This is a genomic window from Xanthocytophaga flava, assembly GCF_030068545.1.
GTDB classification, from domain to species: domain Bacteria; phylum Bacteroidota; class Bacteroidia; order Cytophagales; family 172606-1; genus Xanthocytophaga; species Xanthocytophaga flava.
On record NZ_JASJOR010000012.1, the window covers coordinates 177,592 to 193,433 of the forward strand.

Annotated in this window: 18 protein-coding genes and 1 pseudogene; 10 read left to right on the forward strand and 9 right to left on the reverse strand. The window is 37.3% G+C overall.

Features of this window, described 5'->3' with window-relative positions:
* Positions 1–73: 73 nt before the first annotated feature.
* From QNI15_RS18680 to QNI15_RS18695, 4 genes are all read right to left on the reverse strand, one after another.
* Positions 74–1,000 carry a hypothetical protein gene (locus QNI15_RS18680; RefSeq protein WP_314032965.1) on the reverse strand — a complete coding sequence of 309 codons (927 nt, stop codon included), beginning with the start codon at positions 998–1,000 and terminating at the stop codon, positions 74–76.
* A 120-nt stretch (positions 1,001–1,120) separates the two neighbouring features.
* Complete coding sequence (locus tag QNI15_RS18685; protein WP_313997503.1) at positions 1,121–1,714, reverse strand: hypothetical protein; 594 nt, start codon at positions 1,712–1,714, stop codon at positions 1,121–1,123.
* Positions 1,701–2,174, reverse strand: a complete 474-nt coding sequence (locus QNI15_RS18690) for an RNA polymerase sigma factor (protein WP_313997505.1) — start codon at positions 2,172–2,174, stop codon at positions 1,701–1,703. The genes QNI15_RS18685 and QNI15_RS18690 overlap by 14 nt, the downstream gene beginning before the upstream one ends.
* A 594-nt stretch (positions 2,175–2,768) precedes the next feature.
* Positions 2,769–3,623, reverse strand: coding sequence for an alpha/beta fold hydrolase (locus QNI15_RS18695; RefSeq protein WP_313997507.1), 855 nt, complete (start codon positions 3,621–3,623; stop codon positions 2,769–2,771).
* A gap of 285 nt (positions 3,624–3,908) precedes the next feature.
* Between QNI15_RS18695 and QNI15_RS18700 the strand changes: the two genes are divergently transcribed.
* On the forward strand, positions 3,909–5,303 hold the full coding sequence (locus tag QNI15_RS18700) for an alpha-L-fucosidase (protein WP_313997509.1): 1,395 nt from the start codon (positions 3,909–3,911) through the stop codon (positions 5,301–5,303).
* A 1,125-nt stretch (positions 5,304–6,428) separates the two neighbouring features.
* On the opposite strand, the gene QNI15_RS18705 is transcribed toward QNI15_RS18700, so the two are convergent.
* Entirely contained in the window at positions 6,429–7,505 is a 1,077-nt protein-coding gene (locus tag QNI15_RS18705) for a hypothetical protein (RefSeq protein ID WP_314032967.1), read from the reverse strand.
* A gap of 213 nt (positions 7,506–7,718) precedes the next feature.
* Between QNI15_RS18705 and QNI15_RS38980 the strand changes: the two are divergent.
* From QNI15_RS38980 to QNI15_RS18715, 3 genes and pseudogenes are all read left to right on the forward strand, one after another.
* Positions 7,719–7,940: pseudogene (locus QNI15_RS38980) on the forward strand (transposase); the annotation flags it as partial.
* A 69-nt stretch (positions 7,941–8,009) separates the two neighbouring features.
* Entirely contained in the window at positions 8,010–8,162 is a 153-nt protein-coding gene (locus tag QNI15_RS18710; protein ID WP_314032969.1) for a hypothetical protein, read from the forward strand.
* Between the two features lie 329 nt (positions 8,163–8,491).
* The gene (locus tag QNI15_RS18715; protein WP_314032970.1) at positions 8,492–9,211 is read left to right on the forward strand and encodes a hypothetical protein; all 720 of its coding nucleotides are present in this window, start codon (positions 8,492–8,494) and stop codon (positions 9,209–9,211) included.
* 5 nt (positions 9,212–9,216) lie between these two features.
* Here the strand turns inward: QNI15_RS18715 and QNI15_RS18720 are convergent, their stop codons facing one another.
* Entirely contained in the window at positions 9,217–9,765 is a 549-nt protein-coding gene (locus tag QNI15_RS18720; RefSeq protein ID WP_314032972.1) for a hypothetical protein, read from the reverse strand.
* Positions 9,766–10,035: 270 nt separating this feature from the next.
* Between QNI15_RS18720 and QNI15_RS18725 the strand changes: the two genes are divergently transcribed.
* From QNI15_RS18725 to QNI15_RS18740, 4 genes are all read left to right on the forward strand, one after another.
* Positions 10,036–10,365, forward strand: coding sequence for a hypothetical protein (locus tag QNI15_RS18725; RefSeq protein WP_314032974.1), 330 nt, complete (start codon positions 10,036–10,038; stop codon positions 10,363–10,365).
* Positions 10,362–11,033: a hypothetical protein gene (locus QNI15_RS18730; RefSeq protein WP_314032976.1), complete on the forward strand. Its 672-nt coding sequence runs from the start codon at positions 10,362–10,364 to the stop codon at positions 11,031–11,033. Before QNI15_RS18725 ends, QNI15_RS18730 begins: the two co-directional genes overlap by 4 nt.
* A 23-nt stretch (positions 11,034–11,056) precedes the next feature.
* A complete protein-coding gene (locus QNI15_RS18735; RefSeq protein WP_314032978.1) occupies positions 11,057–11,560 on the forward strand; it encodes a hypothetical protein in 504 nt (167 codons plus the stop codon).
* 90 nt (positions 11,561–11,650) lie between these two features.
* Complete coding sequence (locus tag QNI15_RS18740) at positions 11,651–12,247, forward strand: hypothetical protein (RefSeq protein WP_314032980.1); 597 nt, start codon at positions 11,651–11,653, stop codon at positions 12,245–12,247.
* On the opposite strand, the gene QNI15_RS18745 is transcribed toward QNI15_RS18740, so the two are convergent.
* The gene (locus tag QNI15_RS18745) at positions 12,244–13,164 is read right to left on the reverse strand and encodes a LysR family transcriptional regulator (RefSeq protein ID WP_314032982.1); all 921 of its coding nucleotides are present in this window, start codon (positions 13,162–13,164) and stop codon (positions 12,244–12,246) included. The genes QNI15_RS18740 and QNI15_RS18745 overlap by 4 nt on opposite strands.
* A 96-nt stretch (positions 13,165–13,260) precedes the next feature.
* Between QNI15_RS18745 and QNI15_RS18750 the strand changes: the two genes are divergently transcribed.
* Positions 13,261–13,869, forward strand: a complete 609-nt coding sequence (locus QNI15_RS18750) for an NAD(P)H-dependent oxidoreductase (RefSeq protein WP_314032983.1) — start codon at positions 13,261–13,263, stop codon at positions 13,867–13,869.
* A 133-nt stretch (positions 13,870–14,002) separates the two neighbouring features.
* On the opposite strand, the gene QNI15_RS18755 is transcribed toward QNI15_RS18750, so the two are convergent.
* A complete protein-coding gene (locus QNI15_RS18755; RefSeq protein WP_314032984.1) occupies positions 14,003–14,263 on the reverse strand; it encodes a hypothetical protein in 261 nt (86 codons plus the stop codon).
* 344 nt (positions 14,264–14,607) lie between these two features.
* A complete protein-coding gene (locus QNI15_RS18760) occupies positions 14,608–15,012 on the reverse strand; it encodes a hypothetical protein (protein WP_313983006.1) in 405 nt (134 codons plus the stop codon).
* Between the two features lie 211 nt (positions 15,013–15,223).
* Here QNI15_RS18760 and QNI15_RS18765 point away from each other — a divergent pair, with 211 nt between their 5' ends.
* Positions 15,224–15,442, forward strand: coding sequence for a sensor histidine kinase (locus tag QNI15_RS18765; protein WP_314032986.1), 219 nt, complete (start codon positions 15,224–15,226; stop codon positions 15,440–15,442).
* Positions 15,443–15,842: the final 400 nt, after the last annotated feature.

Genomic DNA, 15,842 nt, shown 5'->3' on the forward strand with positions numbered 1-15,842 from the left:
ATTGTCTGGATTTTACATTCTCTACCGGCATCAAACGAAATACGTAACCCAGATTATAATCTATCTACTTCTTTTATTGAATGATTTTTTGATCCTGATATTGTTTCAGAAGACTTTCCGCTTTTTTAACATCATGTTGAGCAAGGGCAGCCTGAAAAGGTTTGACCAATTTTGCTGTTTCTGTATTGGGATGTTTAGACAATACGTATGTATAGGCATTCATAAACTCTTGATCAGGAGTAACTTTACCAGCCTCATCCTGGTAGTAAGATGCCGTGTTGTCCATCCCTTTGAGAAGGTAAAACAAATAGTTTTGATAGAGATCCTTGCTTCTTTCTGCAAATACAAAGGTAGGATTTGTCTGGTTGAACTTTTCCCACCAGATAACCCGGTCGGCTAGTGAGGTAATAGGAATATTAATGCCTGCATCTTCGGCAAATCCTTCCTTATTTTCTTTATTCAATTGAGTCAGATATGATTTCATGGTAGGAGAAACCATTGTGTAAAACCATTTTGCAATCAACTCTCGGTCTTGTTTTATGTAGGTTGTTCCTTCGGTCATTGCTACCTGAAAGCCATTCTGAGTTAACTTCTGGTTATAAGCAGTCAATTTTGCAGACAAAGGTACAGGCTTGGCTGTGGGGTCTACAATCAGGGAATCGTAATTGGTAGTATCGGATGCGTGGACTTCATCTAATCGGGTTCCTAACTTTTCATAGAAGGTGTTGAAGAACACGAATGCGGAATCACAAAGAGCAGGAGATGATCCTTTGAAAATTTCCTGAAACTTTTGTGCAGCTTTTGTAGCCGATTCAGCTGTCGAGTCATTTAGATTCGCCAGATACTGTACATATTCTGACAACTTGGGGTTTGTTACTGCCGCTGAGTCTGTTGATGAAGCTGTAACAGTTGTTGAATCTGTTTGTGTATTTGTTTCTTTTGAGTTTGACGTACAGGCTACAAAAGCCACTACGCAAATAAGTAAACTTAGTTTGTACATAGTCCGGATATAATATAGTCAGAATTGTAAAGCACAAATATGCAAAGTATTTGATTAAATGCTACAAGTTTAGGGTGTAACAAAGGATTACAATTCTGACTATATTATATCCGGACTATGCTATTCAAATTGTCCACAAACCTTTTCCAACTGAGTAATCATTTCATTGGTTTTGGATTGGTGTTTCGCAATCTGTTTTGGACGGATATAAAACCAGTTAAAGGCAATCCATATCGCTGTTACGGAGGCTGTTATGATACGGGGAATCATGCCCATTCGCATAATAAATTCAAACATATACAATCCAAGACCTATACTAAGCAGCAGAAAATAGAACGACATAGTGGTAGTTTGTATACGTTGCAGGTTTTTTTGATATACGATCATTTGTTGTAAATACTGACGACTATCGGTTACTTCAGACTTTTCATTGGAAAGTAGGGAGATAAGTTTACTTTGAGATATAATAACCATCACAATGCCTCCCATGATAATCACTACACCTATTCGGGTGGTAGCATAGACAGGCTCAATAAAATACCCAATAATGCCGATAAAGATAAACGTGACTGCCATATAGGCTATGGAGATAATATATTTCTGTTTCATCTTTCGTTGATAGGTATGTACTTTCTGATTCATTTCTTGTGCTGAGGGAAGATCTGAAGCAGGCATTTGCTGCCAGAGCTTCTTTAAGTCATCAAAGTTGTCCATGGTATTTCATGATTGAGCTGAGTTTTTCTTTGATCCGGTGAATACGTACCCGAATGTTTCCTTCGGAGATACCAATAATATCGGCAATCTGTTTCTGAGGAACTTCCTCGAGTACCAATGAGATAATCAAACGTTCGTTTTCTTCCAGTGATGCAATACACTTATACAAAAAAGCAACTTGTTCGTCCATTGTATCTGCTGGTTTTTCTTCCAGTTGCAGAGGCATTTCTGTTCTGACTTGCTTTTTTTCTTTTTTCAGTTGTCGTAAGCAGGTATTGGTTGCAATGGTAAATACCCATGTACCAACACCAGATTCGTTCCGAAAGCCGGGTAAATAGTCCCATACCTGAATAAATGTATCCTGCACCAGGTCTTTGGCCTGATCCGGGTCATTGACATACCCCATACACAGGCGGTATACTTTAGGTGAATACTGGGTATAGATTTCTTCAAAGGTCATGATGGATCGTTAGCATTGGCTAATGTACAATAATTTAAATAGTGTAGTGTTTGGTAACGTTTTAGAAAATACGCTCTATACATCCTGGTTCATTTTAGTCTTTCGTAGCCCCTTTCATTTTTCTTCCTACAGCTTGCTGCTTTTGTGTCAAAACACTGTGTGATAAACAAAAGAGCACTTTCCTCAATATTTCTGTTTGCATGTCCAACCCTTATCTTGTTCCATAACTTTTTCACTCTTGAGGGTGATAGGGAAAGATTTTCATTTTTTGTCCTCCTGAAAGGATCTCGTGACAAGACCGGCGGCCTTTCCAACTGGAGTTTATTTGTCTCTCATAAAGAGAACATGGCTCTATTTGTCACGAGATCCTTTCAGGAGGACAGAGGGTGCATGGTGCTTTCATGAGGGCAAAAAGAATATTCTTTCTTTATTTACAGACCTCATTTTCCAGAAAAGTTATGGTACAAGATAAAGACCAGCCTCATAGAAAAAGACTCTACCCACACTACCTTCCACGATTGACTTCATCTTAACTCTTTTTGTCGCATATAGCCTTTTGAGGACTACAAGTAGTTGTTAAAAATAATTTTTCCTTTAGAAGTTGCCTTGGCTTAGAAATGTGCGGAGTTGGTTATAGTACCAGTCTTTGTCGTCGTACATGATGAAGTGGAGACCTTTAGTGGAATATTCGATTCGTGCTGTTTTTAGGTTCTTATATTGGGAATTCATTGTGTCCTGATAGGCTTTGAAGCTGGCTTCCAGTAAGATCAGTGAAGGACAGGTGATAGCTGCAATCTTTTCTCGCATATCTGTATTGGAGAAGTCACAATAGATTTTACCTAATGTTGCCTTGTCTGATTTTAGGCTCCATTGTACTACAGTTTCCAGTTTTGAGGTATCTGCTACCATAGATCGCATGGCAGTATACTGGGTCGTTTTGAAGGTTTGTGGGTCCATTTTTTCAAATTGTTGGATAAAGGCACTACAATCCGGAGTGGCTTGGCTTTGGAAGTTTGAATTGTAAATTGCTGTCAGACAAGGTAGGGCATCTACTACAATCAGTTTGCCTATTTTATCCGGATACTCAGAAGCTAACCACATGGCTGCAACACCTCCCAGACTGTGCCCAACCACAATAGGTTTGTTCAACTTTTGTGTTTGTATATAGTGTCCTATTGCCTGTACCCATTCGTTCAGGCTTGGGTTAGCTTGAGGGGTTATACCTGCAAAGCCCGCAAAGGTGAATACATGTGATGTGTAATTGGGACCTAACTGCTGAATTGTTTCTTTCCATACATCTCCGGAACAGGAATATCCTGGAATAAATAAGATGGCTTGTTTGCCTTTACCTGTAACAGTTACCTGAAATGGAGAAGCATTTTGGGCTACACAACTGATACCAATAGCTGTAAAAAAAGATAGAATGAGTGTGAGTGTTATTTTTTTCATGTCTGTGTTTGTTTTGTTTTTCATTTAGGGAACACAGACACCGAAATGTTACAGAAATAGTTGAAAATATTTTAACTATTTTTTAAGTATTTAAAAATGAGTTGGTTATTGATTGGATGTTTGGATCTCTATGTTAGAAGATTGTATTTGTAGAAGAGGATATTGTTTTCTGCATAATTCTGTGACAACTTCTTTTTGCAAAACTTTATGCAATGAGTAAGTCTGTTTGTAGAGATTCTAGTATCTTGGGATGCCGCAACATCATACAAACTATTTATTTATCCAATGAAACAAAATTTTATTCTCATCCTTCTTTTTTTCATTAGCAGTATTTTATTGAAAGTAAATGGACAGACAAAACCACAACGTTCATTAGCCGAACTTCAGCAAACCTTTGTAGATATGCGTTTTGGCATGTTTATCCATTTTGGTATGCCTACCTATTATAACCAGGACTGGCCTGATCCGGAAGCTTCCGCTTCTCTGTTTAATCCTACAAAGCTTGATGCCAATCAGTGGGCAAAAGCTGCCAAAGATGCCCATATGTCGTATGGCTGCCTGACAACCAAACATCATAGTGGCTTTTGTATCTGGGATACAAAGACTACAGACTATAGTGTGATGAAAAGTCCCTATAAAAAAGATGTAGTAAAGGAATATGTGGATGCCTTTCGTAAAAACGGAATAAAGGTGATGTTGTATTATTCCATATTGGATACACATCATAAAATACGTCCCAATGAAATAGAACCGAAACATACAGATTTTATAAAGGCTCAATTGACAGAGTTGTTAACTAAATACGGAGATATTGAAGCTCTGATTATTGATGGATGGGATGCTCCCTGGTCACGGATATCCTATGATGAAATCTCCTTTGAACAGATTTATAAGCTGGTGAAAAAACTCCAGCCCAATTGTATTCTGATGGATCTGAATGGGGCAAAGTATCCTGCTGATGGTTTATATTATACAGATATCAAGACGTATGAAATGGGAGCAGGACAACATTTGTCAGGTGACAAAAATGAAATGCCTGCACTGGCTTGTTTACCATTGCAAAGCTCCTGGTTCTGGAAAACAAACTTCCCGACAACAGCCGTGAAAGATCCTGCCAAGCTGATAAGTGAGACACTGGAGCCATTGAACAAAGCAAACTGTAATTTTATCCTGAATGTGGCTCCCAATCGTGAGGGATTGTTCGATGAAAATGCACTAACTGCCCTAAAAGAAATAGGAAAGATCTGGACAAATCAGGGATCTGTTGGCAAAATTAAAGCTACAGGTGCACCGATTATTTCTTCCAATCTGGCAAAAAACAAGCCATCCAATTCTAGCTGGAGTTATGATATGGATATTATGGATTTTGCCAACGACGATGATTTTCAGAGCTCCTGGCAGTCTAACCCAGAAATAAAAGAGCCTTGGTATGAAGTTGATCTGAAAACTTCTCAGGCATTTACTACCATAACTGTGTTTGAACGTAAACCGAACATCAAAAAATACAAACTGGAATACTGGGCAAACGGTACCTGGAAACCATTGTTTGAAGGTGAAACCCAAGGTCGGGTAAAACTACACCGTTTTACTAAAGTACAGGGAAGCAAAGTCCGGATTATTATTCAATCCTACGAAAGCGCCCCATCCATTGCTGAGTTTGGTGTGTATAACGAGTCTTAAGAGTAACTTCTTTGAGTAGAGAAGTAGAAGCCTGTTCTCTTAAAAAGGACAGGCCTTTTTGTTGCTAAATATATGCATATGTCTTCGTCGAAAGGTTATTTGATTTTGTGGTTGGATTTGTTTTTTAGATTAGTAATTTCGTTTCTAGGCTCTTGCAAGTGCAATAATATTCCACCCCAACTTCGAAGGAAAGTTTACTGACTTGCTACCGAATCGGTGGAGCGCCCCAGTGGAAAATCCGGTTAGAAAATAGCTAAACTGTGGCTAATCGAATGGATACTTTTTATCTTATATATTGTTCCATGAATAAACCGCCACATTGTAGAGAAAACTCATTTGTTGTATCCTTTTTAATTATTTTAATAACAGTACTTCCTTTCTCTTTCTGAAATATCCAACCTTTACCTGAGCATCCATTTCCCACCACATAATCCTATACTTTTGATTAGAGCCTTCAAAAACGTTATACTTACTCTCTTCCATGTACTTTTTCACTACCTTAAAGTGATAATGTTCATTCCTATGTTTTCTTGAGATCTCTACATAATTCTGACAGGATTGACATAAAGTCAAAATGCTTATAAATAAAACAGTTATTCTTTTTGTAAAATGGAATCGAAACATATTTAAAAATGCAAGGTTAAAAGAAATGGTAAACTATAGAAAAAGTCCGACTTTAAACACCGTCACAATCACAAAGCATATACATAGGGGTTGTGATTGTGACGATCAATATTAGTAATCGTCCGAACAACCCCATCTTTACTTAAGGCATACCAAGTATTTATAATTAAGTAAGCTAGCAAAACGGCCCTGATCGGACGGTTATTCTTTACTTACAAAACTAGAAATTGAAGTGCTATCTGTAAAAACGGTGTAGCTTGGATGCTTACATTTTATCTACAATACCATTTTCCAACAAGTAATATAATTATAGCTAACAGGTGGATTAGAGGGATAAGCCTCATAAACAGTTCTAACTACATAAACTTTAGGCTCTCTATCTACTTCATCCTTCTTATAGGAAGTAATAATTAGAATTGAGAGTAAAAGCAGCGCTTTAAAGCAAGCTTTGTATAGTGTAGGTAGGTATAAAAATAGACATTGATGATAAGGAGAGTTTACCTACTTGGTTACAACGATAAATCTTGTATCATTGATGGGTAATGCTACTTCAACTCCATTCTTCCAATAAGTACCATTAGGAGTACCTTGCTCTCGGCTTCTAATTCCAGCTACATACACTTCATTGTCTAACACATAAATAGAACTTGCCGTAGAAAAAGGAGATCCTCCATCCAGATAAACAGGTGTTCCATTTTTCCAGTATGTAGCTTTTGTGCGAGTTCCTTCATTTACAGAACCAGCCAGATAGACATCATTTCCAGAGACAAAAATAGATGTAACAATTGCATTGCTTTTTTCATCTGCAATGTTGACTTCTATTCCATTTTTCCAATATTTAGCAAAGAGTTCCTCATTTTCTTTTCGCTCATAACCTGCCACATACACATCATTGCCAGACACAAATAAAGAGGTAGCAAGGGTTGAGCTTCTTTCATTTGATAGCTTGGTCACTACACCATTTTTCCAATACAAAGCCGTAGTGGTATAGGATTCATTAATATTGCTACGTTTAAGTTCTACCCCCAATACATATACGTCATTTCCAGACACATATATGGAAGTAGTTGGAGCATTTCCAGTACTAGTAGGTAATTGGTATTGTATGCCATTTTTCCAGTACATGGGTATATCTCTGTAACTACCTAATGGATCACCTGGTATTTGAGAGAGAACTCTAACATAACCTGCCACATACACATCCTTATCTGATACAAAAACAGAACTAGTATGAACATACCCATCCTCTATATCAGATTTCAGATAGACAGGACTTCCATTTTTCCAATATACATTATTGATGTCTCCAAATCCCGTCACATATACATCATCATCTGAGACATACATAGAAGTAGGTAGTACCTTGAATCGTAAATCACTAATAGTGTCTACCGCTCCATTTATCCAGTAAGCAATACGCGTATTTGTAACATATGGATCAGAAGGAGAAAGCTCATAAACAATTCCAAGCACATGTACCTTATGTTCTTTCTCTACGTCATCTTTTTTACAGGAGATTGAGATGAATAGAGTAACTAAAAGCAGCACTTTAAAACAGGCTTTGTAAGCGTTTTGCATAGTGTAGGTAGGAATAAAAATAGAAATTTATGATAAGGGGAGTTTACTTACTTGGTTACAAAAATCTCTGTTGCATTGTAAGATCCGACTCATATTGTCTTTCATTAGGTATGTTTGGGAAAGGATAGAAATAGCATAAAAAAGAGAATCAGTGAGTAAACTTGTGGTGTCTATGCCCAAGTTCTATGCAAGAAAAGTTCTGCGATCTCACCGATTGACCATCTTTGCTCTGATCAATGGCAAAATATAAAATCCATTTTAGAAACACAACGAAAAGTCAAACACGAAAAGCGGACTATCTTCAATGCAATTTTATGGATTTTAGCGACAGGAAGTCAATGGTGTAACCTGGAAAGCAGGTTTCCTGATGAAGCGTATCTGCTTCATAGGCAGACAGTCTATTATCATTTTAGTCAGTGGAAGAAATCGGGTATTTCAGAAGAAATTTTAAATAAATTGGCCATAGAAGCCCACATGAAAATGGATTGTAAATCTACTCCAAGTATGCTAGTTATCGATAGCCAGAGTGTGAAAATTACCCAATTTACTAGTGAAGATAAAGGGATTGATGGAGCTAAATGGGTGAATAGGAGAAAACGACACTACCTGTTACGAGTGTTGCATCGGCTTGCTGTAGATAAACTGGGTATTCCTTAGGCAATTGTAGTGACAGCGGCTAACGTATCTGATAGTGAAAGTGGAGAACAACTAGCGCAAAGACTAAAGGGAAAATCAACTCGTTTGAAGATTTTAAAGCAGACAAAGGCTATAAAACAGGTTTTGTTGAACACATTCAGGAAAACGCCCAAACAATCTCTTAAAAAGGATAGGCTTCTTTAGTAAGTAAGACAAGCAAAAAACATTTTTTAAAATGTCTGTAATTGCCTCATAATGAGTTCTGAGCGTAGTTTGAATATTTTTGGATGCTGCTTTGAAGTTGGGTATCTTTAGGGTATAAAATTACAACTCTAAATCGAAGCATTCCTATGTCAAAATATCATACTAATTCAACTAGTATCCGCAAATACAGATCTAAATACTATCGCCTGAGAGCGTATGAAGCTCGTTTGAATGAGCAGCTTCATCACATGAAGAAACGAATCAGACAAATCCAGCAGGATGAAGAGCAATCTCTTGCCACTCAAGCCATTCTTGTTGTGTTACTGGCACATGCAACCCAGCGAAAAGCCAAACTGGAAGTCCAACCAGCTTCTAAAGAAAGAAATAAGCAACTCAAAAAAGCGGAAAAAGAATTTAAAGAAGTCAATGCGAAATACAAACGCAATGAATACCATCTGGCTGTACTGGAAAAGAAAAAGGATAAAGACAATGCAGCTAAGTATATCCTCAAAGAAGCCAAACGGGATGATGTGACAGTCCGTATTCAGGCTGCGTATAAGACATGGAAAAAGTTTGAACAGATCGAACAGCAGGAAGAAGCTGATTTTAATGCTTTCAAAGTGGTGCAGCTAGCTAAAAAAGAAGAGAGTACTATAGCTGTAAATCAGGTTGTTAGTCCGTTTAATGCCAAAGTGCATTTATCTCCACGGATAGTTTCTCTGGTTCAATCGCACAGACAACCTCTACAAAATAACAATTCCAGACAACATGTCTGCCTGCCTGTAAGAATGCAGACTGTCACACTATCTGAAATCGGGCAATTACAAAGGAACCTGAAAAAAGCAGAGAGTAAGGTGTTTATCTAACACAACTACAGTTTGTATACCTGCCCGTTAATCCGGATTTCAGTGAAAGGCGGATTATTTTCAAAATATCCCCGGAAAAGAGAATTTCTGGATAGAATGCCTTTGCCTTTATGGAAGCTAATATCAAACATTGCATTTGATCTGCCACAAATTACACATAGATAACGGAATGTTATTTTGTCATTATCTCGTTCAATAACAGTCGGTTCTTCCGGAGTGCCCGCAACCTTTTTGCCTTTTTTCATTCTAAAGTTAGCAATGGTTTTACTGTAGCCAGGTGCATTTTCATAGACTTGTATCAGATTGAGATCTTTGTCAATTCTGATATAAAGGTTTCCTTCTCCTCCTAGGGGAGATTTTGTATACATCTGGTAGTATGTATGTCCATCAATGACTTTTGTATTCGTAATTTCCAGATAGTCGTTGTCATCTACTTTCCAGTAATTACCTACCTGAAGAGGAAAAAAATCAGCGCTAGCAATTGGATCAGGTTCTGTATTCTTACAGGAGAATAGGAGGAGAGAGAGAATAGAAAAAAGTAAAATCCTTTTCATAAAGCATTCATTTGTAAAATGATGAAATCAGTATACTTTTTGAAAGGAGTTGTGTGTAAACAGGTGAAATATCAGCAGTCATATTTCTGTCGACAGATCAGAAACAGAACCTGTTAGCTAAGCTAGTAAAAAGATTGATAGTAACAAAAATGAAGTTAGTTTTTTAATGTATTTGGAAATAGTATATTTTGTTTTGAAACTACTATTGTTTGAATACTCTGGGATGTACTATTTTTATGTGAATAATTGCTTATACACTTTCCTGTTTTTATGTATCGCATACCACTAATTATTTTAGCCTGTATATGGACTCATCTTGCTCCTGTATATAGCCAGGATTCGCTTTCTTTTTCTTTAAAAGTTATTGAAGAATTACCACCTTTTAGTGTAAACATAAGTACAACTCCTTCTTTATGGGATTTTCAAATGCCCTTTGATTATGTATCTCAATCACCAGATAAAGCAACAAAGAAGTTTGTCGAAAGTATCACTACTTGCTTCATAAAGAACCAGATTCACTCAATAACCAGAGATATAGTCAACTCATATATGCATTGTAGGCAGAAAACAAGCTGGAAGAAGCAGAAAGAGCGTGTTTGAAAATCATCCATTCATCTGATCCCTATTATACAGACACTTATTACTATCCCTCTGATATTGCCGGCGATACTACTGTTGGATCATATGGTTATGGGAGTTTTACGACAGATCACCGAAATGCCGCTGCTATTCTTCTGACGAAGATTTGTTTGAAGCAACAAAGATTTAAGGATGCCTATCAGTATCTGGAAGATGCTGTTAAAAAATATAAGGCTACATACACCTGTGGAACAGGATTCTTGCAGCAGAAGAATGAATATGATTTTCTATATGCGAGTTGTTATGAAGGTTTAAGCCAGTATAAACAGGTATTGGAGCTATTACTTCCCGAATGTCTGAATCGCCATGATGAGATAAGTGTTCGGGTGATAAAAAAGTTATTTACACCCAAAGCTATTGCAGATAGTTTGCAGAAAGCAGAGCAATCTATGCAATTTTTTTTGGACACCTTGCCTTCTTATTTTTACAGTACACATTTTGCTACATCAGATAATGCTGAAAGAACAGATACAATTGTTTTTTATTCAGGAGTAGCTACAATGACTTTGTTTGGTAAATCTATTCAATTAGATGCATCTGGCATCAAAAATGGTGAACATGCCACTCGTGAATATTTTATTCGCAAGTTCAGGAAATCCAGTTTTTACAGTGAATTAGACTCAGAGTAAAATCATTCAGACAATTTTATATTATGGCAAAATGTATGGTGGCAATCTTTATTGGAGCCATGTTCTTAGTCGCAGGTTGTCGACAAGAGACTAAGGATACAGATGCATCAAAGACAAATGTGCAGACAACACTCGATACAACTAAAGCAAAACTGGCAAAGTTGATTAATCTGAGTGTATTTAAGCCTACTCATGTAAAATATTACTACACATTTATTGATAACTCCGGGCAAAACGAACGACTATCTGTACCAGGGCCTTCAGATAGTTATTTACAGGCTGTTTTGTATTTTGATACTGTTACATTTGATAGTTTACAAAAACGCTATCATACAATAGAATATACTTCTCCAGGTTATACTTTCCAGGAGTTTGATTTTGACTGGCTGGATGCTACAGCCAAAGAAGAGTTGCATAAAAGTGATACAAGCTATCATGGGCATAGGGATTACTTTTTTGGACTGGGACCAACAGGAAAATTGTGGTTTCTCAATAACAAAGTTCTATTGATGAAAAGCTCGAATTAATGTGTAGATATTCAGATCTTTATAGGTAGATAAGTGTGTTTCTTTTTATCTTGTAGTGAATCATGGTTTTTACTCATAAACTACAATCCTATGAACCTGTCTGCTACATTATCCCATCATTTCAATCTGATACAAAGCACTGCCTACTTTATCAGGAAACATTTTTTGGTAGTCGTCAGTCTTAGCCTCATTGCTGCCTTTGGCAGAGTTATTCAATTGGGAGGATTTGGTGCAATAAGTACATGGTTGCATATCGTGCTGGAGGTTGTAATCGAATCTGCCCGTATTCTCTTATGTATATATGTATTAGGATTTGCCAATGTAAAGAATGGTCTGCTGCGTATAAAACGATTCTTTACAAGCAAAGGCAATCGCAAGCAACAATGGAGAACCGCTGTTCAAAAGTTTAAGCAACAATGGATATCCCTTGTATTCAATTTAATATTGTTTATGGTTATTGCCTGGGTTTTTAACTATCTGATAGATCAGGCTGCTTATGAGACCTGCTTTTATTTAAAATTGAAAGAAGGTGGTATTCTGGTTAGCTCTGCTTCTGAATGGACAATACTTTTGTTTCTAAAGAACTTGTCTGTAATTCCCTTTACGTTGATTTTTGAGACCTTGCTATTGCTTTGGCTTACCAATAAGTTTGACAGGCTTCAGCACAATGCCCAGCCTGGCTATTAATTCTCAACTTCATTCTGTAGAGGTAGCATTACTCTTTTGAATAGCTGTTTGATCCTCTCAATCTCTTCCTGATACATTGTTTTTTTGCGGGTAGCAAAATAGAGCGTATTGGTTAGTTTGGGTGATCCCTCCCATATAAGCTTGATTTGTCCATTCCTGATTTCCTCCCGACAAAGGAAGTCAGGAATGACAGCCAGTCCTTTCCCTCCGGATAAACAACGCACAATAGAGTTTAAATTGGGAACAATGTAATTGGGTCTGAAATCCGGATGTTTTTTAAAGTTTAGCTGCCAGAAGCGAAACAGATGTTCCATATCTCCTGTAGTCCCATACCATTTTTGTTGTATGAGCCAATCCTGCATGCTTTGTTTGTCTTTCTTTTTGACTAAGTGCTGAAAAGGCAAATCGTCTATATCCGCACCGCCTACAAGTACAAGCGTTTCAGATGAGAATGCTTCATGATCAATCTGAGAGGACAAGCCTTGCTGGGGTGTAATGATGAGATCAAGTATTCCTTTTTCCAGATTATCCAGCATTTCAGGATAATCACCAAACCGGATAATGACATTGAAGGGAAGTGATGAAATATACTGCTCCAATGTAATCTGAAATGTTTCAAAACACATCCCGATACTTACTGTAGGCGTATGTTTCTCGGTACTTTTCTGAAAGTTTTTTTCTGCCTCCTCCAGCTTCTGTAAAGGCTCACTGATAAAGTTATAGAAAATCTTTCCCTTTTCGGTAGGTATCATCTTACGACCTGTGCGTTCAAATAGCTTGTAGCCCATATAACTTTCCAGCGAGCTCAGATGTAGACTCACTCCCGGTTGGGAAATGAACAGGCTTTCAGCAGCACCACTCAGTGTGCCGGTTTTGTATATCGCTTTAAAGGTGCGGTACCATTCCAGATTTACCATAGTTAAAGTATTATAATTCTGATACGAAGGTATAATTTAAGTTATTTTACTGATACATATAGCTGTAGTATTTTTGTATCAGTAAACAAAACAGATATGAAAAAGATATTCATTATAAACGGAGGGCAGTCATTTGCGCATTCAGGCGGACAGTTTAACGAAACTCTTACTGCTGTTACAGAAACATTCTTCAAAAACCAGCCTGGCTTTGAAGTAAAAACGACCCATGTGAGTGAAAATTATAATCCGAAAGAGGAGGTAGAAAAATACAAATGGGCTGATATAGTAATTTATCACACACCTGTCTGGTGGTTTCAGTTGCCTCATGGATTCAAAAAATACATTGATGTTGTCTTTACAGAAGGACACAACAACGGGATTTATCGCAGTGATGGACGTTCTTCTCAGAATCCAGCTATTAACTATGGCACAGGAGGGTTATTACATGGCAGACAATATATGCTGACTACTTCATGGAACGCCCCCAAGGAGGCTTTTACACTACCCAATGAATTTTTCATGGAAACCAGTGTAGACAATGGCCCTTTATTTGGCTTTCACAGAATGAATGCCTTTACGGGCATGAATCCTCTGGAAAGCTTTCATTTTCATGATGTGGAGAAAAACGCAGACATAAAACGGGATATGATAGCCTATACCCAACATCTGGAAAAGCTCTTTGTTTCCACTGAGGTGGTTAGCTAAGCAGAACTTGGAAAGTAACTAAAAGGACTATACAGAAATGAGGGAAGAGAAAATTCTAATCCGTATTTATCTGAATAGTAAAAAGGCATAGGATTCGTTTTTTAATAAGGCTGTCAGGAAACATGTGTAATAGCTAATCTTTAATACTATGCGTCCACGAGCCTCCCAGGAATAGTTTTGGTCGTTTGATGAAATCTTTGCTATCCTTGTTAAGTTTGATGGTATCAGATTGGTTGATTATAAAAACCTGACCAAACGTCGGGAATGCGGCTAAGAAGCGGCTTTCAATCACTGCTCCATGATTGGCTTTAAGAATGAATGAATAGGTTCTGACAACTGTATCCCAGTTGGCCATTGGGATTACAATAGGAGGCAAGTCGTTATCTTGCACCATTAAATTAAAAGTCTTTATCGAGTCGCGGATGCAAAGGTTGTACTGTGACTGGCCACTATCACCAGGAAACCTGAAATTAGCTGGATAAAGGACTTGAATGGTTTTATCTTGGTTTGTCTTGTTGTGTATTGCTACACCAATGCCTGGATCACATGAATACAAACAGGATAGTAAGAGCATGATAACTCCTGCAATTTTTTTGTTTCTCATTCGTATGATATCAGTTTAAGAAAAAGAGGTTAAAAAGTAATCACAATACTCCAGCGCCTACAGCCTTTTCAAAAGTGTAGACGCTGGGGTATTTACTTATATCCCCAATCCCTTGTATTGGGAAAAAGAGTGGTTTATTTCAGAGAACGAACAGTTACATGATCTTCTTCGCCCATTTTCCATACTTCTCCTGTAATCTGAATAGTTTCTCCCACCTTTACAGCCCGATATTGACTTGCATTTTCTTTCAGATTGGCGTGGCTAACTGTAGCAAAATATGTTTTGTTGTCACTGGTTACTAGCTTGGCTGTATAACCATCCTTGCCTGGTGTTACTTCTTTTACTTCTCCCGAAATAGATTCAAGCTGGGTTTTTGTACTGTCTTCTGTGGCAGTAGAAGCTGTTGTATCCTCTACTAGTGTGGCTACTGTGTCTGCAGTCGATTCTGTTGTTGCTGTCGACTCTTCAGTGTGTGAAGCACAACTTGCAGCAAAAGCCAGCATTGCTACAAAAGACATACTTCTGAAATACTGTTTCATAATTGAATGTGAAAAATGAAAAATAAAATAGGGTACAAAGGTATAACAAAAAACAGCTAAGTTTTTCAAATCGGATGCTGCAAAACTCTTATATAAACTTAGGTGCTATTCCTGAGCCTTTTATCTTGTTATCTGTCCAGGTATGTTATTCTATGTAGTCTAATTTAGTATCAAATTACCATGAGATACTTGATCTTAAAGAAACAATAACATGAATAAGAAGTTATGGTACAATCAGAACGAAGCAGGCCACATAAATCAGGAAGCAACTATTACCTTAAAAGACAATGGGCAAGGAATTGAAGATGCATACAAAGAAAAAATTTTTGCTATGTTCTTTCGTGCATCAGAAAGAACGGATGGTTCAGGGCTTGGTTTATACATTGTTAAACAAGCGATAGAACGAATGGGGGAAAGATTATGCTTATGAGCGAAATAGATAAAGGGACTACTTTTACTATCATTTTACCTAATCTCAAACCCACAATTGGTAGTATGTAATCTTGCTTTAGCAGAAAATAAAAAAAGAACCGACAATGTATCGATTCTTTTCCTTTGACTAAACAAGAGCCCTTTCACGTCTCTAAATGACTCTATTTAGCTCAATAACGTTATAATTGGATGATTGTTGTTTTAAGTGTCAGACTTATAGTCTGTGTTAGATCTTTTTAGTATAAGTGGTAACGAATCAGTCCAAATGGTGATTGCCAGAATTGGAGGCATTTAATGCTTCTTTTTCTGAACGGTTTTGAAATACAAGAAAACCATTTACCAATAGGAAAGATACAATAGCGGCGGCAGTCATCATAGTTGTAGTAATTAAGAATGTT